This window comes from Methylocystis sp. H62 (genome assembly GCF_015709515.1).
GTDB lineage: Bacteria > Pseudomonadota > Alphaproteobacteria > Rhizobiales > Beijerinckiaceae > Methylocystis.
On record NZ_JADNQZ010000041.1, the window covers coordinates 44,744 to 69,042 of the forward strand.

The following is a 24,299-nucleotide window of genomic DNA, read 5'->3' on the forward strand; positions in this document are numbered from 1 at the left end:
GAGGGCCCGGCCATCGCGCCGGGCTTTCGTCTTTCTGGAGCACTCCATGGCCGACTATTTTTCACCGACCGTCGTTCAACCGACCATCCCCAACTCCGACATGACGGCGCTCGAAAGACTGCTGTTGACGCATATCTTCGAGAGCGAGCCGGACGGCGACGGACTCTATTTCTTCGCGGAGACGTCCTCGAACAATCAAATAGAGCTACCCATCGAAACCGTCCGCGCCGCGCTTGCCGCGGCGGGGGGCGTCGCCAGCGAGGCTGCCAACTTCGTGCGCGACCAACTGAAAGACGTGGGCGACGACGAGGCGTACGTCGAGATTGACCTCAGCCAAACATCGTTCGAGGTCATTTTCCAAGATATTATCAAGCGCTCGAAGACGCTGGATCACGTCGCCATCGTCACGTCTTTCACTTGCACGAAAATGCGGCCGGACGGGTTTGGCGGCATGGCCGTGCTCGTCACCGCAGATGCGATCAAGGGCAAGAGCACCGAGGATATTCTCGGCGATTTTTTGGACGAGGCCGAGCATGGTCCGCTCGCGACAGCTCCGGGATTTGGCGCCCATGTCTTGCTCCGCCTCGAGGAAAAGAGCGTCCGCGCTCAGATCGCGCAACTCATCGAGGCGGACGAGACGCTTACGCTCGCCGTCGACGCGGTGACGGATGCCGACATTCGCACTGGTTGCCTTCTTGTCGCCGAGCGAACCGATCTGACCCAAGAGCGTGGTTTCGCTGTTTTTAAGGCGGCTCTGGCCGCCATCCACGAAGCCGAGCAGCGGCTCGTTCCCGCCCGGTGATCGCGGCTGTGTTTCGTCATCACGGTGGCGTCCGCTTTCACATGACGCGTGAGCGACAACGTCACCCGGAATCTCCTGCTTCAGGAACTCGAGCCCGCCCTCATCAGCGGGCTCCTTCAATTTCAAGGAGACGACCATGTTCGATTGGCATCGCCGTTGCGCTTATGACGCCGAGCAGAAAACGCAGTTTCATCGTCACGCCCGCGCAGCGCTGCGCGCGCTCGCGAAAGAGCTGCGGTTTGAATCAGCATCTCTTGAAATTCGTTCCAACGTCGGCGGCGTCGCTGTGAGCGGCGAAATCACGCTGCATCACGACGGGGTTTACATCCAAGTCTGTCAGCCCGCGACCGGCGCCGACAGCGGCGTTCTGATCCGAACCTGCGAAGGCCGGCGCGATTACACAGGCGGCAGGAATCATTTCGCGCCGCTGTCGTTGCTCGACGATCCAAAGGCCTTGGCCGACTATGTGCGCGCGGTGATGAGCAATGATCTTTCGCTGATCAGCCGGATGTTCGGCCCGCTGGCCGCGAGGCGATCAGCGCGCGGGTTAAAGGGGAGGAAGAGGAAGAGGGCTTTGCCGGGAGGGCGAGCCCGGTGGAGTGAAGAGAGAGCGTCCCGGGCTGGTTCGCAAACCCCGGAGACAATCGATGAGCCAGATCCTCGCCGCTGCCCTTCCTGAAGAGCATCAAGCCGATCTTTCCTTCGCGACCGACGACAAGCCGAATGCCCTGAAGACGGCGGCGCAGGCGCTTGTGGCCCTTCTCGCCAAGGGCCGCGCCATCGACACGGCGATCCTTCGATCAGCGATGGAAGGCGCCTTTGGCGCCAGCGACGCCGATGGCGCATGGAGCTGGAAGGACGCCTATGACGCGATGGAGGCGGCGCAGGTTCTGTTCCTGCGCCGATACGGCACGGCGATTTTTGCGCGCGCCAATAATGAACCCTCGCGGGTGCTTGCGATGCTGGCCAAAATCGGCAGTTTGCTGCCGACGCAAACGCGGCGCTCGGAAGAGAGCCATGCGCTGCAACAATTCTCGACGCCGCTGGAGTATGGCTATGTGGCGAGTCTCGCGGCAGGGATCGGCGCCGGCGACATTGTGCTGGAGCCCTCCGCCGGCACGGGAATGCTGGCGATCTTCGCCGAGCTTGCGGGAGCGAGGCTCATCCTCAACGAATGGGCCGAGACCCGAGCCGACCTTCTCAAGTTGCTGTTTGCCGGCGCACCGCTCAGCCGTTTCGACGGCGCCCAGCTTCACGATCGCCTCGACGCCGAACTCGTCCCGAGCGTCGTGCTGATGAACCCGCCCTTTTCGTCATCGCCGCTGATCGAAGGACGTCACGCGGCAGCGACCTTCGAGCATATTCGCGCGAGTCTGACGCGGTTGCAGCCGGGCGGCCGACTCGTCGCCATCACCGGCGAGAGTTTTTCGCCAACCTCCAACGCCTGGCGCTCTGGCTTCGAGCGCCTGCAGGAACAGGGGCGGCTAATTTTCACCGCAGCGCTGGCGCGCGGATTTTTCGCGCGCCATGGCACCAGCGTCGAGAGCCGTCTGACCATCTTCGACAAGACGGCGGCGGAAACCCCCAAGCAATTTCGCGATGGCTTCGGCCCCATCGCCACCCTCGAAGAATTGCTTCAACTCGTGCAGCGCGAAATCCCGCCACGAGTAGAGTGCGTTGCGACGCCATGGTCGGGTGACGCGGTGCTTCTTTCTGCGAAAGCCGCCGCCAATTTCCCCCCAAAATCCTCCGCGCCGATCAATCTTCGCCGTTCGACCTCGCTGTTGTCGCTCAGAGCGCCTGAACGATCCGCTCGAGGCGTGCGTTCCGGCGCTGCGCCGCGACCAGCGCCTTCGGCTGCCGGCGTGCTCGCCGAAATCGTCGAATTCGCGTACGAGATGCGCGACTGGAAAGCGCCGCAGGGCGGATCGCTTAGCGTCGGGCTCTATGAGCCCTACTCTGTGCAATCGATCGTGATCGAAGGCGCGAGGCCGCATCCGACGACGCTGGTGCAATCCGCCGCCATGGCGTCCGTCGCGCCGCCAAAACCCTCCTACCATCCGCATTTGCCGCAAGCCGTCATCGAGTCCGGACTCCTGTCCGACGCGCAGCTCGAGAGCGTCATCTATGCTGGTGAAGCCCATGTTGGACACCTCGCCGGCTCCTTTCTTGTCAACGAGACTTTTGACACCGTCGCCGCCGCGCCTGACGCTGCCGAAAATGCGGTACGCTTTCGCCGGGGCTTTTATCTTGGCGATGGCACCGGGGCCGGCAAGGGCCGCCAGGTCGCTGGCGTCGTGTTGGACAATTGGCTCAAAGGTCGCCGTAAGGCGCTGTGGATTTCTAAATCCGACAAGCTGCTCGAAGATGCGCAGCGCGATTGGGCGGCGCTGGGGCAGGAAAAGCTTCAAGTCGTATCGTTGTCGCGCTTCAAGCAGGGTGCGCCGATCCGGCTGGCTGAGGGAATCCTGTTCACGACTTACGCCACCCTGCGCTCCGACGAGCGGCAGGGCCGCGACGGCGCCCTGAAGGCGTCCCGCCTGAAGCAGATCGTCGACTGGCTTGGCGCGGATTTTGACGGCGTGATCGTTTTCGACGAAGCGCACGCCATGGCCAACGCCGTGGGCGACAAGGGCGGGCGCGGCGAAAAGACCGCCTCGCAGCAGGGACGCGCGGGCCTGCGTATGCAAAACGCCCTGCCCGACGCCCGCGTCCTCTATGTCTCGGCGACGGGGGCGACGACGGTCGCCAATCTCGCCTATGCGGCTCGGCTCGGCCTTTGGGGCTCGACCGATATGCCCTTCGCGACCCGGCAGGATTTTGTCGGCGCTATGGAGGCGGGCGGCATCGCGGCGATGGAGGTGCTCGCGAGAGACCTGAAAGCTCTCGGCCTCTATGCGTCCCGCGCCCTCTCCTACGACGGCGTCGAAGTCGAGATGCTGGAACATCGACTCTCCGAAGAGCAAATCCGCATCTACGACTCTTACGCCTCGGCCTTCGAAATCATTCACAACAATCTCACCGCCGCTCTGGAAGCGGCCAATATCACCGGCGAGGGTGGCAGGGCATATAACCGCAACGCCAAATCCGCCGCGCGTTCAGCCTTTGAGAGCAACAAGCAGCGTTTCTTCAATCATCTGATTACCGCGATGAAGGTTCCAAGCCTCATCTCATCGATTGAACGGAATTTGGAGGCGGGCCACGTCTCCGTGATTCAGATCGTCTCCACCAGCGAAGCGCTGATGGAGCGCCGCCTCGCCGAAATCCCCACATCCGAATGGAGCGATTTATCCTGCGATTGTTCTCCCCGCGAGTATGTACTTGATTACCTCGCCCATTCCTTCCCGACCCAGCTTTACGAGGTCTATTCCGACGAGAACGGCGACCTGCAATCGCGGCCCGTCGTCGACGAGAACGGCCAGCCCGTGCATTCCCGCGAGGCGATGGAGCGGCGTCGTCGGCTGATCGAACATCTCGCGGCGCTCCCCGCCGTGCAGGGCGCGCTCGACCAAATCGTCCACCGTTTTGGGACCGAGATGGTCGCCGAGGTGACAGGCCGCTCGCGCCGCATCGTCAAAAAGACCAATGCCGACGGCTCAGATCGGCTGTGTGTCGAAAACCGCCCCGTCTCGGCCAATCTCGGCGAGACGCAGGCTTTTATGGATGATGAGAAGCGCGTCCTCGTCTTTTCCGACGCCGGCGGCACCGGCCGCTCCTATCACGCCGAGCGCAGCGCCAAGAACCAGCGGCTTCGCGTCCATTATCTTTTGGAGCCCGGCTGGAAGGCGGACAACGCCATTCAGGGCCTGGGGCGCACGAACCGCACCAATCAGGCGCAGCCGCCCTTGTTCCGGCCCGTCGCCACTGACGTGAAGGGCGAGAAGTGCTTTCTTTCGACCATCGCCCGGCGGCTCGATACGCTCGGCGCCATCACGCGCGGCCAGCGTCAGACCGGGGGACAGGGGCTGTTCCGGCCCGAGGACAATCTCGAATCGCCTTACGGCCGCACGGCGCTGCGCCAGCTCTATCAGTTGCTTTATTCCGGCAAGGTCGAAGGCTGCTCCCTGACGAGATTTCAGGAGGCGACCGGACTCGACCTCACGGATCAAGATGGCTCGCTCCGTGAAGAACTGCCGCCGATCTCGACCTTCCTCAATCGTATCCTCGCTCTGCCGATTGCGCTGCAGAATCGCCTGTTCGAAGTGTTCGAGGGCTTGATGGAGGCGTCAATCGAAGCCGCCGTCCAGGCAGGAATCTTCGATGTTGGCGTCGAGACGCTCACGGCGGAGAGCCTCGTCGTCACAAACCGTCAGACCATCGCCGCTCATGCCAAGAGCGGCGCGCAGACGTCGTTGCTAACCATTCTGCGCAAGGACAAAACCAGAGTCACGACGCTGGCCGAGGCTTTTGACTTCGCGACTGCGTCGCAAAAATCCCGACTGATGGTCAATGATCAGTCAGGCCGCGCTGCCGTCAAACTGCCAGCTCCTGGATTGATGCAGGACGACGGGTCGGTGCACCCGCGCGTGCGGCTGCTGCGCCCGGTGCACCGCGACCTCATCAGCGTTGAAGCTCTGGATCGCTCGCATTGGCGCGAGGCGAGAGCCGAAGAATTCCAGCAAGCGTGGGAGGCTGAAGTCGCTGTGCTTCCGGAATTTACCGAGAGCACGTTCCATATCGTCACCGGCCTCTTGCTCCCGGTTTGGAACCGGCTGCCCGACGAGACCGCGCGGGTCTATCGTCTGCAGACCGACGAGGGGGAACGCATCATCGGCCGACTGGTTTCGCCGGCGAGCGTCGTCCTTCTCGTGGAGGCGTCAGGCGCCGAAGCCCCTGCCCTCGCGCCTACCGCCGCGATCGCGGCTGTCATCCAGGACGGCGCAGGTGTCGTTCTGGCCGAGGGCCTGGTTCTCAAGCGCTCGCTGGTCATGAACCGCCAGCGGCTCGAACTCGTCGGCTTTTCCGACACTGTCGTGGATCGCCTGAAGGCACTTGGCCTCGTTTCGGAAATCATCGCCTGGAAGCTGCGGCTGTTCGTGCCGCTCGGCGACGTAGCAACAAAAATCGTCGAGAAACTTTTCGAGCTTTACCCCCTGCTCCGCGTCGCGCCGTCGACCCGCGTGAATTCCTAAACGGGAGGCGACGATGGAAAGCCCCGTCAGGACTCTGTCGCGCGGCCTCGCCGAACATGTCGAGTCCGTCTGCAAACATTATCTCTCCAACGGCTGCCGCTGCGGCAATTACTGGATCGTCGGCGACGTGAACAATCACGCGGGTCGAAGCCTTTACGTCCGTCTCAAGGGACCGCTCTCCGGCAAGGGAGCGCGCGGCAAATGGGCCGACGGCGCGACGGGAGAACATGGCGATCTGCTCGATCTCATCGCCGCGCGGGAAGGTTTTGGCTCGTTCAGGGACACGCTCCACGAGGCGCGGCGCTTTTTGAGGACGCCGCGAGAGTCTCCTCCGGAATTGCGCGACGGCCAACCGTCGGAGCGCGACACGATAGCCCTGGCGCGAAAAATCTGGGCGGCGTCGCGGTCGATCGCCGGCACGCCGGCCGAGGCCTATCTGCGGGCGCGCAAGATCACGGCCGATCTCGACCCTGCGTCCCTACGCTATCACCCGGCGCTGTTCTACCGGGAGCGTCCCGGCGCGGTGCCTCGGACATTGCCGGCGCTGGTTGCCGCAGTCACTGATCATCGCGGCGAGATCACCGGCGTGCATCGTACTTTTCTCGACCCGATGCGCAAGGATAAAGCGCGCGTTTCGTCGCCGCGTCGTTCACTCGGCGCCATTCTCGGGCATGGCGTTCGCTTCGGGAAGATCGATGAAGTCGTTCTGATCGGTGAAGGAATCGAGACGGTTCTTTCGCTCAAGAGCGCCCTGCCCGAATTGCCCATGGTGGCCGCGCTCTCCGCCGGTCATCTCGCGGCGTGGAAATTTCCGCCTGGTCTATGTCGCCTCATCGTCGCCTCTGACAATGACGCCGCCGGGCGGGGTGCGGCCGGTAGTCTCGTCGAACGCGCCGAAGCGAGGGGTATCGAGGCGGGAATGATTTCGTCGCTGCGCTCCGACTTCAACAGCGACCTACGTGCGACGTCGGCAAATGCGCTACGATCACGAGTCGCAGCATTTCTTGGTTGCGATTGTTCCGACCTCGATAAATAGGGCAGCATTTAGTTCGAAGGACTAATCGGCTCGTGCGACGCCAACACGAGTCAGGTGGTCATCGATGTCACGTATGGTCGAACGTGCGTGGAAGAGCCCTCGAGGTGATTTAGATCTGATGCCGATGTTTCAGGGTTCGCGACTACGTCCAACGGAGACAATGACGCCTCTTATTGTAAAGTTCACGCTTGACTCTGGCAAAGGTGAGAACAAAATAGGAACGTCATCTGGGGGCGTCGCCGTGGTCTACCGAAACAAGCCCTACCGGCTCGAAAACCCCGGGCCGCTGATTGGCGAGATGACGCGCTGCCGCGACGCCGCAATTCGAGCGGCATGCTCGGCCATGTTTCACGGCGTCATCGATCATGCACTCCAGATGGTTGTGGCTGCGATTGACGGAGCAGCCCACAATCATCACGGGGCAGCCTTATTACTTTTCTGAGGGTGGCACCGGGCCCAGCGAGTCCGAGCGAGCGCGGGCCGAGCGCCAAGAGGCCTTCGAGCGGGGCGAGGGGGAATTATAGGAGATCCACAATGTCGCAAGTAACCTATTACGTGGCTTTGCCCTTCCGATATGTCGATGGTGAGATGGTCGCCGGCGAGCCGCAGGAATGTCGTGATGCCTTCAAGGCTCGTTCTGTCGCGGCAGTGCTCGCCGGCAATACGGATAACTGCGGGGCGGTGGCATTCTCTCGGAGCGGGGATCCCGCGCTTGGGGAGTTCGATGACGCCGTGATCATTGCTCGGCTAGGTGAAGTCGATGACGCGCTTATGTGATCGGCGGCGTTGACCGACACGGCGTTTGCTTGGTTCTCGACCATCCGCTGTGCCGCATGGTTATGGCGGAAACGCAAAGGTTAGCCGACATATCGAAGTTGTCGCGCACGGCGGCCCGTGACCCAATGCAGGCATTTCAGTGCACATCGTAGATCACCTCGAAGAAGGGGTCGGCGGCCGCCTCCGGGCAGGTGGTGTTGGTCATGGTCTTCTCGATGTTAAGACGATGACCTCGTTACTCGTTGGGCGGAGCTTATATTGCATACCGCTCCAGTCGCTGACGCACTTCGCCTGCTGGCAGCCGGCAGCGAGGATGAGAAGAGATTGCTGTGAGCCCCGCATGCAACCTTGGACCGGGAACGTGCTGTCCGTCTTCGAACTTGATCGCAGATCCACAGGACGCCATGAAATGCGATCCGACATTCGGCTGCGAGACGACGCAAGGCGCCGTCGCCGGTAAGCAGCGGCCATTGTCTTCCTTCTGCGATGGCAAAGGCGAAGGTATCGGGAGTTGATAACTCCTTTCGTTCTCGTCGCACTGTCGTAGCGCGGGTCAACTCTGCGGGAGTGAGTTCTTCAACCCGCAGCCCAAATGCCACAAGGCGATCGCCGAGCGGACCTGCCAACTCCCGATGAAACAGCAAGTCAGGCACCGCGAATCCAAAGGGCAGCCGAAAGAGATCTTCTAGAAGCGCTCCGCGTTCCAGGTCGATAATGACCGAGGTATCTGAAACGAGGATCGGCATAGGACTATGCAGCCACCTGATCGAGCCGGGCGTCGAGTTCACGGACAGATATGCCGAGAAATTCGGCTGCCCGCGCCTCGCCGATGATCCCTTCGGCCAGCGCCCTATAGCATAGGCGTTCGAACCGCTTGGGTTCCTCCAGTTCTGGGCCCATCGTCGCCGGCTCGGCAAAAGGAGCAGTTCTCCAGCCTCGCTCCGCGAACACTTTGAATAGCTTTGCGAAAGCGGTTTGGTTGATGATGCCTAGGTCCTTGCAGCGATACGTAATTGCTTGAACACTTACGCCAAAGCGTTCTTTTAGCGCAACGAGTTCACCTAGGCTGAGAGATGACCGGTTCGCGCCGACTTCTGCGCGCAAGACGTCCGCCGGCATCAGGAAGGCGCCCGCAAACCGATGCGCGGCCTTTTCCTCGTCGATGCCCGGCATGACCTGCAGGACCATATGGCCCAGCTCATGCGCGAGATTAAAGCGCTTTCTTTCCGACCACGTGCTGCGTTTGATGACGATGACGCGTGCGGCGTCTCGATCGCCGCGGCGCACCTTTGCCGCTAGGCCATCTATGTCGTCGAGATCGAGCGACATCACCTTGATGCCGCGTTCCTCGAGAAGTTCTGCGAGTTTGGGAATCGGCTCATTGCCCAATCCCCAATCATCTCGAACCGAACGAGCGGCGTCCTCGGCATCGCGCAGGTCGGCGACAGGGTACGGCGCGCTACGTGGCTGCTCCCAGTCCACGCTGCGGAGGTGCAGCAGGTCCTCGACCGCCAAATAGCGCTCCAGCATGTGTATCGTGCGTGCTTCGAGCGTCGCCTCCTCACGCGTCGAGGATCCCGCCTTCTTTCGGAAATCGACACCTTCTAAGGCGATCTCATCCTTGGCGAGCAGATAGTCCTCCGTCACACCGAGGGCGTCGGCGAGTGCGATCAGAACGCGAGAGCCCGGCATATCCTCGTCGCGCTCGTATTTGCCGATCGCCTGCGCGGATACCAAACCATCCATAACCTCGGCCAGGCCGCGCAGGGACATGCCAGCCGCCGCGCGTGCGACCTTGAGCTTGTGTCCGATCATGTCGACCTCCTGTGTTGAGCCGGTTTACATAATGCCAATATAGTGCTGTTTTTGTAAACCGATACCCTTTAAAATCGTATAAGTCAGTCCTATTTTCGTTCCAAATAGGCTTTTTGCGGGCAGTTTTGTAAACCGCAGCACGGCAAGGCGTGATTTTGTGGGGTGCGGCGCGGCGACCTGTTTGAGGGTCGCTGCCTGATTCGCCCCCAATAGGGAAAGGGACTCCAGATGGCGTTGAGTAATACCGAGCTTAGATACTACGATAGCGATGTGCTGCGGCTGCCCGCCGACAAGCGCAAAGAATACCACGCTCAAGTTGATCGATTAGTTATGGAGCTCTGCAAGAGCATTCGAGATAAGACCGAAATAAAGATCACCAAGTTCGTGAAGGCTGGATCGTTCGCGAAATATACGATCCTGCGCAAGACGATGGTCGACCCGGTGGATGTCGACGTGGTGTTCTACATCTCTGGCCGAGATGCCAATCACGAGACGCTGAGCAGCCTGAATGATCTGATTTACGACCTCCTGATTAAGATTTACCCAACGAAGTCGGTGGACGACTTTGAAATCCAACGCAAAGCGGCGACTGTCACCTTCGTCGGCTCGGGGCTCAGCGTCGACATCGTACCCGTCATCGAAGACCCTGGCCGGCCTGGCTATGGCCGGCAGTTCGATATCCACGATGGATCGAAGATCATGACCTGCGCGCCCTGCCAGATCAAATTTGTTCGCGACCGAAAGGATCAGGACAAGGATTTCCGCACGCTCGTGCGAATGGCCAAGAAGTGGCGCAACCATGCGGGCCTGAAGCCGCTCAAATCCTTCATCATCGAGTTGATCATGGCCCATATTCTGGCTGAACAGGGTGCTGGCGGCTCGATCGAACAGCGGTTCCGCAATTTCCTGCTCTACATCGCCCAGTCGGGTTTGAACAACGAGATTCGGTTCCCCGAAAACGTCGCGCCCTTCACCATCTTCACCGATCCGGTGGTGATCCTGGACCCGGTCTACAGCCTGAACAACGTTGCCAGCCGCATTTCTGAGGCCGAGCGCCAAGAGATCGTGTCAGCGGCTCAGGAGGCTTGGGAGACGGCGAATTTCGCATCGGCTGAAAACGACAACGAGGTCTGGAAGGAAATCTTCGGGCCTCGCTTCAAGACGGAGGACTGAGCCGTGTCCCAAACGCGAACCGCAACCGCGACCTACACGGTCGTCGATATCGAGAATGTCGTTCGACGCGTGAAGGCCGATCTCGTCATGATCGCCGACAGCACGGGCGGCTGGACTTCAGAGAAGGCCAGCCATTATGCGCACGACGTCGAGATTCTCGCGAAAGCTGGATACCTAAAGTACGTCGACGTCACGCTGTTCGGCAATGGTGTCGAGGTAAAGGCTACGCGCTTCGAAGTCGATACGGATGCTGGGGACCTGACCTCCAGCCGCCCTGGCGGCGTACTGTGGCCGAAGGTAGCTGGCCCTTATCTCCAGATCGTTCTCGGCTACACCAGCGCCTATACCGCCGCGGCGAAAGAGGCCATCAAGGGCACGCTGAAAATCAGCTGGTCGCCGACTGATGTCGATACCAGCCACAGCAGTCTGAAATCGGCCGGCGGGCGCGACTACGTGAGCAACAGTTACGGCATGCAGCGAAAGGATTGGGCCGCGTGAGCCAGACTTCGATCTTCGATAGCGAAACGCCCCTTCCGGATGACGGTTTGGCTCGTCGAGAAAAGACCCTGCTGGGATTCGATGCGCGCTACTCCCGCGTTCATGACCAGCTTCGCCTTTTGCTCAACTTGGGCCAACTGGCGAGCTGGAACAAGCAGCACCATGGTGGCCGGCTCGCGCTTTGCGACCTGGTTGCCGAGCAATATCCGCTCGTCATTTTCCACGGGGATGTCGGGACCGGGAAGACGGCAATGGCCGAGTGCATGGCCAATCGGCTGGTGGCCGAGGCGCGCAGCGAGGATTCGATCCTCTTTAAACTCAGCAACCGCGTTCGCGGCAGTGGCATGGTGGGCGAGATGGGGACCCTTATCGCCGATGCCTTCAAGAAGGTGGTGCAGTCCGCGGGCAAGCATCGCCGGGCTATCCTCGTCATCGACGAGGGCGATAGTCTTGCCGCCGCGCGATCCCAGCAACACAGCCACCATGAAGATAAAGTAGCTGTGAATACCTTGATCCAATGCGTCGACGATCTGCGCCAATATGGCGGTCGGATTGTGGTCTTTCTTTGCACTAATCGCTTATCAGCGCTCGACGCAGCGCTCCAGCGGCGTGCTGCCATAATTGAAGAGTTCCGCCGACCTTCCGACGAGGAGCGGCGTCAGCTCCTGTCGATGGATCTCGCGGCGCTTTCGTTGAGCCCCGCCCACATAGGCCAGTTAGTGACCGCAACGGGTCCACGGAGCGGTCAGCCTACCTGGACCTATTCTGACATTCGCACGCGCCTCTATCCGGCGGCGCTAGCTCGAGCCTACCCCAAGGACCCGTTGCGGTTCGAGCATCTGCACGAGGTCGCGACCACGCTAAGGGCTTCTCCTATCATGGAGGACAAGTGATGGCGCGTTCGCCTCTGTTTGGCCGCCGCATCCATATCGCCGGCAGCATCGTTGAGGATGTGGCGGTGGCGACAGGCGATGATGTGCAGCGGGCTCGCGAACTTGTCGCTGCGCTGGTCAAGGAACTGGTAAAGCGCGGAGCCAACTTCGTCGTGCCTGTAGATGCAGAGCCAAAGCGCAAAGCCGATGGACTGCCAATCTGCTTCGATTGGCTGATTTGGCAGACCATCCGGGACAACCTGACTCGTCGGCCGGCCGACGCGCCGGGGCCGCTGGCGATCGCCGTCCAGCATCATAAGAGTGAGGACCAGATACCGACTGAGTTCGTCGACTTGTGGGACGATCTGCGCAGCTCGTCGCTGGTTCAGATCGAGAACGCGGCCCACTGGAACATGAACAGCAAGCGCATGGAGGCCCAGGCGAGGTTCGGTGACATTCTGGCACCGTTGGGTGGAACGGAAGGCGTGCTGTTTCTCGCCAATTTATATCACGACGCCGGCAAGCCTATTGTTCCGTTGAACCTTCCTCTATGCCCCGAGAGTACAGGTGCGCGCCGACTGTACAATTTCGGGCTGACCAGCCATCATACGAGGCGACTGTTCCAGATCGTTGATGATGGCGACGCGCACCACTGGTTGAACCGCATTCGTTTTCCGGTCCGTCAAGCGACCGCTGAGCGCGTCAGTGATCTGCTCGACGTTCTGGAATCTCTCGAACGCCCGCGGGCGTTCGCAGTGCGGCTGCTTAACCCCGACTTGCCTGAATACGCTGACGTGCAGGACTTCTTCGATGTTGTGGTGCAGCCTGTTATTGAGGCTGAGCTGGGCTATCGTCTCGTCGTGATTGACGGTCGTCAGGCTTATCAACACGCACGCATCGACGAGGAGATATTCGTCAAGCTGCACCGCAGTAGTGTTGTCCTGGCCGACGTTACCGGGGCAAGGCCCAATTGCTTCCTCGAGCTGGGCTATGCGCTGGGGCGCGGCTTGACGACCATGGTCATGGCGCGAGAGGGCGGTAACCTACCGTTCGACATCACTACGTTGTCGGGTTTGCACTGGTCGACCAAGGGCTCAGCAGAGGACCGTCGCCGCGCATTTCGTGAGCATTGGAAGGCGATCCGCAACAGGCCCCCTCTCGTTCCAGCGGAGCCCTTAATTTCATGACCAGTAAGCGCGAAATATTCATATCAGTCGACGTGGAGACCGCGGGGCCCATTCCCGGTGAGTTCAGCCTGCTCTCTATCGGCGCCTGTGACGTTGACGACGAGTCTAGGTCGTTCAGCATCGAATTGAAGCCTATCAACCGTAACGCCGATCCTAAGGCTCTAGAAGTTACGGGCCTGTCTCTTGAGATTTTAGCGGAGCGCGGTGAGGAGCCCGCCGCAGCCATGAAGGCGTTCGGGAATTGGGCGCAATCCCTTGCTGGGGAAGACGCCGCGCTGGTGTTCGTTGGCTTCAACGCGCCATTCGATTGGTCGTTCGTAAACTACTATTTTCACCGCTTCACAGGTGCGAATCCGTTCGGCTTTACTGCACTGGACATCAAGGCGTTGTACATGGGCGCCACGGGCAGCACATGGTCTAACACTCGGTCGAGCCAGATCTCCAAACATCTCTCGCCGACCCGCCAAGGCGATCATGACGCCCTTCATGACGCAAAATACCAGGCCGAGTTATTTCGGCTCGTGCGCGCGCTCCTTGAAAAGGCGACTAACCAACGCGGCTGAATCACATCACATGTCTCGTTTCCCCCAGCACGTCTTTGTCGCCAGACTATGACCTCAATCCCACGCCGACGGACGTGAAGGCGCGTATCCTATTGACCAACATCAACCTGGACGAAGGCGCCTGCTCGATTGGCCTCGTCGAGAGCGCCGCGGGATATTTTGGATTGACGCTCATTGCGGCGCGCAGCGTCCTCGGCGAGGTCGGCGCCGCAGTCTCGAACTGGCGGGATGTCGCCGTCACAGTCGGTGCCACGCCGGCTGAGATACTCCGGATGGCGAGCGCCTTCGAGCACGATGATTTGGCTCGCGCCCTTTGACAGAGCGGCAGCGAATGAAGCCGGCGCCTAACGACGGATCGCTTAATTTTGAGCTGTGCTTTCGTTCGGCCTCGGACGTCCATGGCGAAGTTGACCGACGAAGTCACGACGGAGTGCCGACGTTCGTTCAATGGGCGACGCCTTCTCGCAAAAGGTCCGCGCGCCGGCCTGATAGAGCAGCGATGACGCCACAAGCGGCTCGCTAGACGCAACGCTCCCCGCCGACTTCTTTCCCCTGCCCTGCCCTCATGGGCCGGGCATTCCTCGCGGAGCAAACAAGCCGGCGGGAAGAGTCCTCCGCGTTGCTTCGGCCCTTCGGGTGCGGCGCGTTCCGCCTGTGGCTCGAGATCGCTGTCAGGCCGCGATTGGCGCGGCCGCAAGCGAAGAAGCCACCGCCATGATCAACGAAATCGCTTCCCTACCCTTTGACGGACCTCATTCTGATCAGCATGAAGGGTCGCCCTCCTCGCATCTCCTCGACGAGCTCGCTCTTCATGGCTATCGACCCTTTGAAGACGAGCCAGATCCCCGCCCCCTACCCTCCTCCGACACCGCGTCTTTGGCGCTCGAATGTGTTGTCGAAGCCTTGTCGGGCCTTTTCATCGACACGCGGCTAGAGGCCGATCTCCCCGACCTTCTCTGGTCCTTCGTGAACCTCTTCCACCGCAAGGCGGATCGCATTGGCCGCGATCTCGACGACAATGAAACCGCGCAGCGCCGTTCTCATATCGAACAGGACGGCTCCGAAGTTCGTTCGGTCGAGTTGGAGCGATTGATCGCCCAAGGGCTGACGTTGACGGAGCGTCGCAACGCCTTCGAATTCTTCCGCGACCATCTCGCCGATCTGTATGGGACCGAGACTGGTTCGTCCTGGCGTCCGCGTTCGGGATCGCAAGTCAATCACCGGGCTTTGACCTCGGCGATGATCGACAGCCGGGATTTTCTCAACGCCAAGAAGCTGGCCGAGACACAGGTGCTCCTACCCCCTGGTCCTCGGATCGCCTTTGCGGGTGGTCCCGATTGCAACGATCACCATCGCATATGGGAAGCCCTCGACAAGGTTCGCGCCAAGCACCCGGACATGGTCCTTCTCCATGGAGCCGGACCGAAAGGCGCGGAACGCATTGCCACCTGCTGGGCCGACAACCGCAAAATCGCCCAAGTCGCTTTCAAGCCGGATTGGACCCGGCACAAGAACGCTGCGCCGTTCAAGCGTAACGACGCGATGCTCGAAACGCTGCCCATCGGCCTTATCGTCTTCCCTGGTTCCGGGATCGTCGAGAACCTCGCCGACAAGGCCCGCAAGATGGGAATTCCGGTGTGGCGATTCGGGAGGGAAGGCGCGTGAGCGCCTTCTTGGGATTTTAGATTTCGAGGAGTTTCGAAAATTGTCAGCTGACAATTGTGGCGGTCCAGAGAGTGTCGGTTCTCCACGAAGGAAAGCGGACGAGGGCTGTGTTAACGTTTCGTTTACCCAAAATTTCTTGACGGCGACTGAGAATCGCGATCATTTGCGGGAAAGCTACCGATTTGCTCTCAGGAGCGTGAATGGCGATGACGAGCAGCAAAGTTGCAAAGCGCGAAAAGCCAACGACGCTCGCAATGGATCAAATCATTGCTGGGGACTCTCAGATTTTGAGCAGCCAGCTTCAGGCGCTTCGAGAGAAGCTGTTCCCGCCGGAAGCCAAGAAGGAGTTGCGGCGCTTTTCTAGTGGTGAGGCCGCTAAACTCATCGGAGTCACTGATAGCTATCTGCGTCATTTGTCGACGACGGGCGAAGGCCCCGACCCGGAAAAAACGGCCGGCGGTCGTCGAGCATATACCTTGGAGCAAATTCATTCTCTGCGTCAGCATCTTGCAAAGGCAAAAGCCTCCTATATGCCCACAAGGGCGGGTGACGACCATTTGCAAATCATCGCCGTGACCAACTTCAAAGGAGGGTCTGGCAAGACGACGACCGCCGCGCATCTCTCGCAATATTTTGCATTGCGCGGATATCGGGTTCTAGCCGTCGATCTCGATCCTCAAGCCTCCCTGTCGACGCTGTTCGGGTATCAGCCGGAGTTCGATGTTGGAGAGAACCAGACGCTCTATGGAGCGATTCGCTACGATGCTGCGCGGTGCCCACTGTCGGAGATCGTCCGGCAGACATATTTCACTGGGCTTGATCTGGTGCCCGCCAATCTTGAATTGCATGAGTTTGAGCACGATACGCCGAAAATCCTTGCCGATCCGGACCGCGATCCGGACGGTCTATTTTTCGCCCGTGTTTCCAGCGCGTTGCTTAGCGTAGACGATCGATATGATTTGATTGTGATCGATTGTCCGCCGCAACTCGGATTTCTGACGCTTTCGGCGCTGTGCGCCGCCACCTCAGTCTTGATTACCGTCCACCCTCAGATGCTCGACATTGCGTCGATGAACCAGTTTCTTGCCATGGCCGCTGATCTGCTTTCGGTTGTTCGCGAGGCCGGCGGCAATCTTGAATATGACTGGATTCGTTATCTCTTCACTCGCTACGAGCCAAACGACGGTCCGCAAGCGCAAATCGTCGCGTTTTTGCGTAACCTTTTCGGGGAGCGGGTTCTCACGGCGATGATGGTCAAATCAACCGCCGTGTCGGACGCCGGTCTCTCGAAGCAGACGATTTACGAGGCGGGCCGCGAGACAATGAACCGCCAGACATATGATCGAGCAGTCGAGTCGATGGACGATGTCAATCGCGAGATCGAACGCTTGGTTCGTCAGGGATGGGGGAGGCCCACGCCATGAAGGGACGCGACGCACTACGAGAACTGCTGGGAGCCGGCAAGCCCGAAGCGGTTGCAGATACCTCGACCAAGCGCAGTTCGGGTGCCGTGAAGGCAATGAATCTGGGCCTACAACGATTGTCGGACGAGGCGGCCGCTGCGAAATCGCTGCGCGCGACGCTCGCCGCCGCCGAACAGGTGGTCGAACTCGACACAGCTCATGTCGACGATTCTTTCATAGTCGACCGTATCGCATCCGACTCCGATCCTGGCTTCGCGAGTTTGAAGGACGCGATGGCGATCCATGGCCAACAAGTGCCGATTTTGGTTCGTCCCCATCCGGATCACCCCAAGCGCTATCAGGCGGCTTATGGGCATCGACGGCTCCGGGCCGCCAGGGAACTCGGGCGTCCGATCAAGGCCGTTGTCAAGCATCTGACTGACATCGAATTGGTCGTGGCTCAAGGGCAGGAGAATAGCGAACGTTCGGATTTGAGCTTTATCGAACGCGCCGTGTTCGCGTCGCATCTTGAGCAAAGAGGCTTCGACCGCGACACGATAACTGCAGCGTTAGCGGTGGATAAGCCCGAACTTTCACGTCTTCTCTCAGTCGTCGGGAACATCGACACCGAAATTATTTTTGCTGTTGGTCCGGCCCCGAAAGTCGGGCGGCCTCGGTGGCTAGCACTGGCTAGCAAAATGGCCGAGCCGGAGGCGGTTGCGACGGCGAGAAAGGTCGTGAGGACTGAGGCCTTCGACAAGGGCGACACCAATGTCCGGTTCAACCTGTTGCTCGGCTCTCTGCAAGAGAGCCCAACTCGCGCGAAAGAGCCACTAGTCACGCCGAGTGGGCGACGTATCGCTTGGGTCGAACGGACGACAAAAGGAATTCGGCTGATGAGTGAGGAAAAGGCGTTTGCAGCGTTCCTCGATCAACGATTGCCGGATCTGCTTCGAGAATTCGAAGACAGATGATCAGTGGCGTATGCGTAAATAATTTTCGGCCCCGGTCGATTGTCAGCTGACAATTTGGCCATCGAAAAGGATAGACAGCAAAAGAAAAAGGCCCCCGAAACGCGTCCCGGAAGCCCTTCTCATTCTCTAGCAAGTTGAGACTCCCACTTCCGCGAATCGCTGTCAAGAGTCGGCGCCGTTTCGGCGAGCAGATTTCTTTTGCCTGAACGAGGCAAAGGGTCATGCAGACACAACCAACGACGCCCTTTGGGCGGCGGCCGCTGTCGCTTGCCATGGTGGCAAGCCAAGCCGCGACCGAGAATTTCGCGGCGAGACCAGGCGCATCCGAAATCGTTGTGCACAAGTGGCGACTGTTTCGCGCGCTCACCGAAGCCAAGGAGCCGCTTGGCGTGACCGATCGTGCGCTGTCGGTGCTGCACGCGTTGTTGAGCTTCCATCAGGAGACAGCGCTGACTTTGCCGGCAAGCGACTCGAAGTCGGCCGAAACTGATGCGGCCGGCCCGGGCATCGTGGTATTTCCCTCCAACAAGGAGCTGTCGATCCGCGCCCATGGCATGGCGCCGGCGACGCTGCGGCGCCATCTCGCCTGTCTCGTCGACGCCGGGCTGATCATCCGACGCGACTCCCCGAACGGCAAACGCTTCGCCAGAAGAGGGCAGGGGGGCGCAATCGAGGCCGCCTTCGGCTTCGACATCACACCGCTCGTCGCCCGCGCCGAGGAGATCGAAAACCTCGCCGAGGAAGTTCGGGCCGAGAACAGGGTGATGGCGCTGTTGCGCGAAAAAATCACGCTGACGCGGCGCGACATCGCGAAGATGATCGCGACCGGGATTGAGGAGGGCGTTTCGGGCGACTGGGAGAGCTTTCACCTGCGCTATGCGACGCTCTCTGGCCGCTATGCGCGCAATCTTTTGCACCCCGATCTGGAGGCTTTGGCGAGCGAACTTGCTCTGCTTGCCGCCGAAATCCGCAAACTGTTGGAAACTCACGTAGAAGCCCAAAATATGACCGCCAATGAGTCCCAAAGTGAGCGCCACATACAGAATCAAACTACAAATAAATCTGATCTTGAGCCTAGCCTTCGAAAAGGCAGGGCCGAACCGTCCGGGTTCGATGACCAGAAACCGGGGACTCCATCAACATCCGAACCCGAAATCTTGGCGTCCGCAGCGCCAAAGCCTGACCAAAAGCCCGGGACGCCGCGGACCTATCCGCTCGGGATGGTCCTGGAGGCCTGTCCCGATATCCTCGATTTTGCTTCAGGCGGAATTTCCTCGTGGCGGGATCTGGCGACAACCGCCGCGGTGGTTCGTAGCGCGATAGGCGTCTCGCCCGACGCCTGGGCGCAGGCGCTGGAGGTTTTGGGCGAGCACGACACGTCGATCATGATCGCCGCGATCTTACAGCGTGGGGAGGAAATCAAAAGCGCCGGCGGCTATCTGCGCGTTTTGACCGCGAAGGCGAGGGCAGGGGAGTTCTCGCTCGGTCCCGTGCTGATGGCGTTGTTGCGCGGGAAGGCGGCAAAGGCTGCGCGAGAACGCAAAAGGGCCGGGTGATGCGCCCTGGAGTTATCTGCAGGACTATCCGGCAACCATTCCGCTCAAACCGTCTCGGCGCCAAACAATCCGAGCTTTTCGGCGCGGTCGAGCAGGCTTTTGACCGAGGAAGGGGCCCAGCGCGTTCCGCCGCGCGGCGTGCGCTCATACATGGCCTCGAGTTGCGCGCCGATCTGCGCCAGGGTCAGCTCCGGATTGGCGCGCTTGACGCCGGCGACAAGCGTTACGAGACGTTCGCTGCTGAATTTGCGGCCGGCAGGTTGCAGCAAGGTCGGATCAGCAAGGCCCTCGGCGACGAAGCGTTTGACCGCGCGCTTCAACCGTTCGCCGCTCCAGAGGGGCAGGGGAGCGCCGTTGGATCGATCGCGCTTGGCGTTGAGCACGCGAACAATGTCCTGCCAGCGGTGCTGGGGGCGCATTTCTTTCACGATCGGCAGCCAATGTTCGGCGGTGTGGTTGACGCGCTCAAAATAGGCTTGGGCCTTCGCGTCGGTAATTTGCTGGATGGCGTCGCGATCGCCAGCGCGCAGTTTGGGATTGCCGCCGACGCGCCCGCGTCTCTTGGCGGCGCGCAGCCCGTCCTTGGTGCGCTCCTGGATCAGCGCCCGCTCCAACTCTGCGACGGCGCCGAGCACTTGCATTGCGAAACGACCTTGCGGGGTAGTTGTGTCGATTGGATCGGCGAGCGATTTGAAATGTGCGCCCTTGGCGTCGAGTTCGGCGATGACGGAGAGGAGGTGCGACAGGGAGCGCGCCAGCCGGTCGAGCCTGGCCACCACCAGCACGTCGCCGCGGCGCACGCGCGCCAAGGCCCTGGCCAGCTCCGGTCGCGACGCCTTGGCGCCTGACAAATGCTCGCGAAAAATCTCGGCGCAGCCGGCGGCCTTCAGCACGTCGACCTGAGCGTCGGTCGCCTGGTCATCGGTTGAAACCCGCGCATAGCCGATCAGCCGTCCCTTGGCGGTCGAACCCGTCATCACGAGGCGCCTTCCGTTGCGCGGTCGGAGAGCAGCGTTAGCAGAGCAGGGTTCGTGTAAATTTTCTCTCTGCCCGCTTCGATTTCGGAGAGAAGGCCGAGGGACGCGAGGGCCTTCAGATAAACGGAGGCGGACTGGCGCTTGGCGATGCCGGCGCCGACTAGATCGGCGATCCGGCAATAAGGATTGACGAAAATGATCTCGGCCAGTTCGCGAGAATAGATCTTCGGCAAGTCGCGCCGGATTTGTTCGGCTGTCCCGTCAAGCAGGTTACGGATTGCCCAGATTTTCGCGGTCGACCACGTCGCAGTTTCGCGTATCGCTGCGAGCATGAACAAAATCCATGGCTGCCACGCGCCGTCCGTCGTGACGGCGAGCAGGCCATCGTAGTAAGCCTTCTTGTTATCAATGATATAGCGGCTCAAATACAGGACAGGAATGTCGAGGAGGCCCTGTTCGACGAGGAACAGCAGATTGAGAACTCTCCCGGTGCGACCGTTGCCGTCTGTGAACGGATGGATCGCTTCGAACTGGTAGTGCAGGATGGCGAGCCGGATCAGCGGATCGACGCCGTCGTCCGCATGGATGTAGCGCTCCCAATTTGCGAGCTTGTCGCGGAGCAGTTCGGCGCCCTCGGGCGGGGTGTAAATGACTCGGCCGGTCGCCTCGTTCATCAGCGCAGTGCCCGGGGTCGCGCGAATATCGAGATCCACCCCTTTGATGGTCCGACAGATTTCGATGGCGCTCCGAGTCGAAAGCGGCCGGCTCTTCAGACTCTTGAAGCCCTGATAAAGCGCCGTGCGGTAGCGGAGCGCCTCTTTGGTTGCGGGATCGACGCCGGCTTCGGGGCGATTGGCAAAGCGGAATAGCCGGTCCGCGGTCGTGACGATGTTTTCGATCTCGGAGCTTGCCTGCGCTTCGAGGAGGGGGATCGAATTGATCAGAACCGACGGATTGGGGATCAGTTGGCCGGAGATCTTGAGCTCCGCCAGCGCCGCGCGGGCCTCGACGCAAGCTTTAAGAACGGCCTTGGTCTCGACGTCCTGGCTCGGCGGCAGAGCTGGAAGGTCATTGTAGGGGCGGGCAGGGTCGAACGACATGTCGATGAAGCCTGTGTCGATCGACAGATCGCCCAGACATGTCGATGAGATCGACAAATGCCGGAGACGTGTCGATGATTCTGCTTTCTATCGACATGTAAGCGCCTGCGCAACCCGATTATACAAAGTTGAAAGTTATCATAAAACGGTCGTTTGAAAACTCTGCCTATAGATAGCCTTGCGGGATTTCCGGGTAATCCGTATATCTGCGGCAGACAAAGGAGGGTTCTCATGCCTGCCACCGTCACCGCCGCCGAGGTCTCGAAAAACTTCGGCGCCTATCAGGACGCCGCCGTCCGCGATCCTGTCATCATCACCAAGAACGGCCGGCCGCGCACTGTGCTGATGGCCTATGAAGACTATGTGCGTCTTTCCAAACGCGACCGCCGGGTCGAGCGCACGGTCGAACTCGGCGAAGCCGACATCAAGGCCGTCGAACAATCTCACATGGCGCCGGGATTTGAGGCTCTTAACGCCGAACTCGACCCGCCTGGCGGAAAATGATCCCGACCGAAGTTAAGGTCGGCCATGTGTTCCGTTACGCCTACCTCTGGGACCGGGAGAGCCGAGAGGGATGGGAGGAGGGCGAGAAAGATCGTCCCTGCCTGGTGTTGGCGCTCGTTGCCATTGATGAGGATGGTGTTCGCGCCGTTCGCGTCCTTCCGATCACGCACGCGCGGCCCGCTGACCTGAACGAAGCGATCGAGATACCCCCGAGGGTCAAGCAGAGACTGGGTCTTGATGACGAACGCTCGTGGATCGTGCTGAGCGAGAGCAATCGCTTCGTCTGGCCGGGCCCCGATCTTCGGCCGACGCTCTCTGAGTCGGTGGACGGATATTATGGCCCGTTGCCGCCGGCTTTATTCGAAGCCGTGAAACGCGGTTTCGTGGCCTTGGCCCGGGGCGGCGGCCATGTCAGCGTCGCGCGCAGTGAGTGAGCGGCGCTGTGCTCACAGTCCGGCCGCCTTGGTGAGATTGACCTTGAAACGATCGCGTTTCCTCTGGTACCGACGCGTCATCTCGGCGGAGGCGTGGCCGAGGTGCTTTTGCACATGCGCCTCCTCAATCTGCGCAGAGGAGGCGAGGCCGGCGCGCAGCGAATGGCCGCCAAAAGCGCGCCGTCGTTCGCCCTCGGTCAAATCGCCGCGAATGCCGGCGGCGAGGGCGGTTTTCTGCACGAGCCGGGCGACATGTTTGTCGGTGAGGCGCGCGGCCGACACGCCGCCATTCTTGCGTGCAATGGGGCGGAAGAGAGGGCCGCTGTTGATCCGCCCGAGCCGCATCCAGGTCTCGAGCAGCGCGACGGGGCAGGTTTCGGGACGCGAGCCGCGGCCGATTTCGACCTCGCGCCAACCGGTCTTGCCGTTGAGGGTGAGCAGCAGGCCGCCTTCACTGGAGCCCTTGGCATTGTCGGTGCTGTCGTTGTCGAAGGGGCTAGCACCGTGGGCGTTTTCCGCGCTGTTCGAGTTCTTGGCGCGGCCAAAAATCTCGATCCAGCCGGTTCCGTCCTCGGACTGATCGGGCCCACAATCGAGGCCGACGATCTCCGAGCGGCGCAACCCGCCGGCGAAGCCGATGGCGAGAATGGCGCGGTCGCGAATACCGCGCAGATCCATATCGAGCGTCGCCAGCATGGCGAGGAGCTCATCAGCGAAGATGGCTTCCTTTTGGAGCGGCGGGCGGCCATGGGCGCGGCGAATGCCGGCGAGCACGGTGGAAATATGCCGGTCGCTCGTATCGAGCGGTTCGCCGCGCTGGCGGTAATGCCAGCAGATGCCGGCGAGCCGGCGTTCCAAAGTGGCGACGGAAAGCGGCGCGCGACCTCCGGCGGAGACTGCTCCATCCATGCAGGCGGCGAGATAGAGGCCGACGGTTTGCGGGTGCGGGGGCAGGGGATCGAAGCCTTGCCGGCGCAGCCAGGCGGCGAACTGCCGCCAATCCGACTCATAGGCGCGCTGGGTGTTGTCCGCGCGGGCGTTGCGGGCGTAATCGCGGGCCTTTTCGGAAAGCGCAGCGAGATGAGGCGTCGGCGCTCGCTCGATGAGCGACGGGTCGCCCCCTTCCCGTTCATCGTCCGTATTGGCCATCGGGTCCTCGTTTGGCGTCCGTCTGAGGCTCGCCTCGCTCTCGGGCGCGAAAATCCGACGCCTCGGCAGGCGTTTGGCGCCCGATTTCGGATCCGAGCGCCCCGGGATCCGGGCGTCTCGAATCATGTCCGATAAGCCCACATTATCGGACATGAAGGAGGAAAGACAAGCGCGGCGGAATTTGGCTGACATCAGCAAACAAAGCGCCGCCAGTACTTGCCGCTGGACCCGTTCCGCGCCTACGATTCCGCGCATGTTGGAAAGCGATTCGCCCCACCCGTTGAGCCTTGAACCCGTGGCGATGGCGCGCCCGCGGCGCGTCGTGCGAAGCCGTCCTCTAAACCCGTCGCGCCCCCCAAATCTTCCGGAAATCCAGCCGCTTCCGCGTTGGGCGAGGCTCAACGGCGGCGCCGGCGGCGACAGAAACGCGATGTTTCTCGCCGGCGCCGGGATCGCCCATCTCGATCAGATTTTGCGCGCCGGCGCCGATGTTTCGCGCGCCGGCGATAGAGCCGTCGATGTTTCGAGCGCCGGCTTAGGGACTGGCGCCGATATATCGAGCGCCAGCAGCGACTCAGTCGATGTTTCTAATGCCGGCAAAAACTTTGGCGTCGAGCCGGTTTTTTCGGGCGCGCTGCGCCAGCGCCTGGCGCTCACGGCCGCCGCGGCCTGCGCGCGGCTC

The 24,299-nt window shown here is 61.0% G+C and carries 22 protein-coding genes and 1 pseudogene; 19 read left to right on the forward strand and 4 right to left on the reverse strand.

The window, feature by feature from the left end; genetic code table 11:
- The first annotated feature begins 46 nt into the window (after positions 1-46).
- The 6 genes from IYY11_RS03480 (at position 47) to IYY11_RS03505 (ending at position 7,747) form a co-directional block, all read left to right on the forward strand.
- On the forward strand, positions 47-802 hold the full coding sequence (locus tag IYY11_RS03480; protein ID WP_196402731.1) for a hypothetical protein: 756 nt from the start codon (positions 47-49) through the stop codon (positions 800-802).
- 136 nt (positions 803-938) lie between these two features.
- Entirely contained in the window at positions 939-1,481 is a 543-nt protein-coding gene (locus IYY11_RS22750) for a hypothetical protein (RefSeq protein WP_246719594.1), read from the forward strand.
- Positions 1,450-5,934 carry a strawberry notch-like NTP hydrolase domain-containing protein gene (locus IYY11_RS03490; RefSeq protein WP_196402732.1) on the forward strand — a complete coding sequence of 1,495 codons (4,485 nt, stop codon included), beginning with the start codon at positions 1,450-1,452 and terminating at the stop codon, positions 5,932-5,934. The genes IYY11_RS22750 and IYY11_RS03490 overlap by 32 nt, the downstream gene beginning before the upstream one ends.
- Positions 5,935-5,947: 13 nt before the next feature.
- On the forward strand, positions 5,948-6,970 hold the full coding sequence (locus tag IYY11_RS03495) for a toprim domain-containing protein (protein WP_196402733.1): 1,023 nt from the start codon (positions 5,948-5,950) through the stop codon (positions 6,968-6,970).
- A 160-nt stretch (positions 6,971-7,130) separates the two neighbouring features.
- A complete protein-coding gene (locus IYY11_RS03500; protein WP_196402734.1) occupies positions 7,131-7,412 on the forward strand; it encodes a hypothetical protein in 282 nt (93 codons plus the stop codon).
- 92 nt (positions 7,413-7,504) lie between these two features.
- The gene (locus tag IYY11_RS03505; protein WP_196402735.1) at positions 7,505-7,747 is read left to right on the forward strand and encodes a hypothetical protein; all 243 of its coding nucleotides are present in this window, start codon (positions 7,505-7,507) and stop codon (positions 7,745-7,747) included.
- A gap of 750 nt (positions 7,748-8,497) precedes the next feature.
- On the opposite strand, the gene IYY11_RS03510 is transcribed toward IYY11_RS03505, so the two are convergent.
- On the reverse strand, positions 8,498-9,562 hold the full coding sequence (locus IYY11_RS03510; protein WP_196402736.1) for an ImmA/IrrE family metallo-endopeptidase: 1,065 nt from the start codon (positions 9,560-9,562) through the stop codon (positions 8,498-8,500).
- A gap of 228 nt (positions 9,563-9,790) precedes the next feature.
- On the opposite strand from IYY11_RS03510, the gene IYY11_RS03515 reads away from it, so the two are divergent.
- The 10 genes and pseudogenes from IYY11_RS03515 (at position 9,791) to repC (ending at position 19,453) form a co-directional block, all read left to right on the forward strand.
- Positions 9,791-10,735: a CBASS oligonucleotide cyclase gene (locus IYY11_RS03515; RefSeq protein WP_196402737.1), complete on the forward strand. Its 945-nt coding sequence runs from the start codon at positions 9,791-9,793 to the stop codon at positions 10,733-10,735.
- 3 nt (positions 10,736-10,738) lie between these two features.
- Complete coding sequence (locus IYY11_RS03520) at positions 10,739-11,233, forward strand: hypothetical protein (RefSeq protein ID WP_196402738.1); 495 nt, start codon at positions 10,739-10,741, stop codon at positions 11,231-11,233.
- The gene (locus tag IYY11_RS03525) at positions 11,230-12,126 is read left to right on the forward strand and encodes an ATP-binding protein (protein WP_196402739.1); all 897 of its coding nucleotides are present in this window, start codon (positions 11,230-11,232) and stop codon (positions 12,124-12,126) included. Before IYY11_RS03520 ends, IYY11_RS03525 begins: the two co-directional genes overlap by 4 nt.
- Positions 12,126-13,292 carry a hypothetical protein gene (locus IYY11_RS03530; protein ID WP_196402740.1) on the forward strand — a complete coding sequence of 389 codons (1,167 nt, stop codon included), beginning with the start codon at positions 12,126-12,128 and terminating at the stop codon, positions 13,290-13,292. Before IYY11_RS03525 ends, IYY11_RS03530 begins: the two co-directional genes overlap by 1 nt.
- Positions 13,289-13,855, forward strand: a complete 567-nt coding sequence (locus IYY11_RS03535) for a 3'-5' exonuclease (protein WP_196402741.1) — start codon at positions 13,289-13,291, stop codon at positions 13,853-13,855. Before IYY11_RS03530 ends, IYY11_RS03535 begins: the two co-directional genes overlap by 4 nt.
- Positions 13,856-13,887: 32 nt before the next feature.
- Positions 13,888-14,172, forward strand: a pseudogene (locus IYY11_RS03540) (type II toxin-antitoxin system HipA family toxin); the annotation flags it as partial.
- A 397-nt stretch (positions 14,173-14,569) separates the two neighbouring features.
- On the forward strand, positions 14,570-15,520 hold the full coding sequence (locus IYY11_RS03545) for a DUF2493 domain-containing protein (protein ID WP_196402743.1): 951 nt from the start codon (positions 14,570-14,572) through the stop codon (positions 15,518-15,520).
- Between the two features lie 200 nt (positions 15,521-15,720).
- Positions 15,721-16,944, forward strand: coding sequence for a plasmid partitioning protein RepA (repA, locus tag IYY11_RS03550; RefSeq protein ID WP_196402744.1), 1,224 nt, complete (start codon positions 15,721-15,723; stop codon positions 16,942-16,944).
- A complete protein-coding gene (gene repB, locus IYY11_RS03555; RefSeq protein WP_196402745.1) occupies positions 16,941-17,897 on the forward strand; it encodes a plasmid partitioning protein RepB in 957 nt (318 codons plus the stop codon). The genes repA and repB overlap by 4 nt, the downstream gene beginning before the upstream one ends.
- Before the next feature lie 221 nt (positions 17,898-18,118).
- Entirely contained in the window at positions 18,119-19,453 is a 1,335-nt protein-coding gene (repC, locus tag IYY11_RS03560) for a plasmid replication protein RepC (protein ID WP_196402746.1), read from the forward strand.
- Positions 19,454-19,497: 44 nt separating this feature from the next.
- On the opposite strand, the gene IYY11_RS03565 is transcribed toward repC, so the two are convergent.
- Together IYY11_RS03565 and fic are read right to left on the reverse strand one after the other, a co-directional pair.
- Positions 19,498-20,430 (reverse strand): recombinase family protein, encoded by a 933-nt coding sequence (locus IYY11_RS03565; RefSeq protein ID WP_196402747.1) that lies wholly within the window; start codon positions 20,428-20,430, stop codon positions 19,498-19,500.
- Entirely contained in the window at positions 20,430-21,530 is a 1,101-nt protein-coding gene (gene fic / locus IYY11_RS03570; protein ID WP_196402748.1) for a protein adenylyltransferase Fic, read from the reverse strand. Before fic ends, IYY11_RS03565 begins: the two co-directional genes overlap by 1 nt.
- Before the next feature lie 231 nt (positions 21,531-21,761).
- Between fic and IYY11_RS03575 the strand changes: the two genes are divergently transcribed.
- On the forward strand, positions 21,762-22,034 hold the full coding sequence (locus IYY11_RS03575) for a type II toxin-antitoxin system Phd/YefM family antitoxin (protein ID WP_196402749.1): 273 nt from the start codon (positions 21,762-21,764) through the stop codon (positions 22,032-22,034).
- Positions 22,031-22,468, forward strand: coding sequence for a plasmid maintenance toxin (PemK-like) (locus tag IYY11_RS03580; RefSeq protein WP_196402750.1), 438 nt, complete (start codon positions 22,031-22,033; stop codon positions 22,466-22,468). Before IYY11_RS03575 ends, IYY11_RS03580 begins: the two co-directional genes overlap by 4 nt.
- Positions 22,469-22,480: 12 nt before the next feature.
- Here IYY11_RS03580 and IYY11_RS03585 read toward each other — a convergent pair whose 3' ends face one another.
- Positions 22,481-23,617 (reverse strand): tyrosine-type recombinase/integrase, encoded by a 1,137-nt coding sequence (locus IYY11_RS03585; RefSeq protein ID WP_196402751.1) that lies wholly within the window; start codon positions 23,615-23,617, stop codon positions 22,481-22,483.
- Positions 23,618-23,870: 253 nt separating this feature from the next.
- On the opposite strand from IYY11_RS03585, the gene IYY11_RS03590 reads away from it, so the two are divergent.
- The coding region (locus IYY11_RS03590) for a DUF1403 family protein (RefSeq protein WP_196402752.1) at positions 23,871-24,299 on the forward strand (429 nt) is incomplete at its 3' end.

Coding starts and splice junctions, on each gene's coding strand:
- IYY11_RS03480 (WP_196402731.1), top strand. CDS start 47: ATGGCCGACTATTTTTCACCGACCGTCGTTCAACCGACCATCCCCAAC.
- IYY11_RS22750 (WP_246719594.1), top strand. CDS start 939: ATGTTCGATTGGCATCGCCGTTGCGCTTATGACGCCGAGCAGAAAACG.
- IYY11_RS03490 (WP_196402732.1), top strand. CDS start 1,450: ATGAGCCAGATCCTCGCCGCTGCCCTTCCTGAAGAGCATCAAGCCGAT.
- IYY11_RS03495 (WP_196402733.1), top strand. CDS start 5,948: ATGGAAAGCCCCGTCAGGACTCTGTCGCGCGGCCTCGCCGAACATGTC.
- IYY11_RS03500 (WP_196402734.1), top strand. CDS start 7,131: ATGACGCCTCTTATTGTAAAGTTCACGCTTGACTCTGGCAAAGGTGAG.
- IYY11_RS03505 (WP_196402735.1), top strand. CDS start 7,505: ATGTCGCAAGTAACCTATTACGTGGCTTTGCCCTTCCGATATGTCGAT.
- IYY11_RS03510 (WP_196402736.1), bottom strand. CDS start 9,562: ATGATCGGACACAAGCTCAAGGTCGCACGCGCGGCGGCTGGCATGTCC.
- IYY11_RS03515 (WP_196402737.1), top strand. CDS start 9,791: ATGGCGTTGAGTAATACCGAGCTTAGATACTACGATAGCGATGTGCTG.
- IYY11_RS03530 (WP_196402740.1), top strand. CDS start 12,126: ATGGCGCGTTCGCCTCTGTTTGGCCGCCGCATCCATATCGCCGGCAGC.
- IYY11_RS03535 (WP_196402741.1), top strand. CDS start 13,289: ATGACCAGTAAGCGCGAAATATTCATATCAGTCGACGTGGAGACCGCG.
- IYY11_RS03545 (WP_196402743.1), top strand. CDS start 14,570: ATGATCAACGAAATCGCTTCCCTACCCTTTGACGGACCTCATTCTGAT.
- repA (WP_196402744.1), top strand. CDS start 15,721: ATGGCGATGACGAGCAGCAAAGTTGCAAAGCGCGAAAAGCCAACGACG.
- repB (WP_196402745.1), top strand. CDS start 16,941: ATGAAGGGACGCGACGCACTACGAGAACTGCTGGGAGCCGGCAAGCCC.
- repC (WP_196402746.1), top strand. CDS start 18,119: ATGCAGACACAACCAACGACGCCCTTTGGGCGGCGGCCGCTGTCGCTT.
- IYY11_RS03565 (WP_196402747.1), bottom strand. CDS start 20,430: ATGACGGGTTCGACCGCCAAGGGACGGCTGATCGGCTATGCGCGGGTT.
- fic (WP_196402748.1), bottom strand. CDS start 21,530: ATGTCGTTCGACCCTGCCCGCCCCTACAATGACCTTCCAGCTCTGCCG.
- IYY11_RS03575 (WP_196402749.1), top strand. CDS start 21,762: ATGCCTGCCACCGTCACCGCCGCCGAGGTCTCGAAAAACTTCGGCGCC.
- IYY11_RS03580 (WP_196402750.1), top strand. CDS start 22,031: ATGATCCCGACCGAAGTTAAGGTCGGCCATGTGTTCCGTTACGCCTAC.
- IYY11_RS03585 (WP_196402751.1), bottom strand. CDS start 23,617: ATGGCCAATACGGACGATGAACGGGAAGGGGGCGACCCGTCGCTCATC.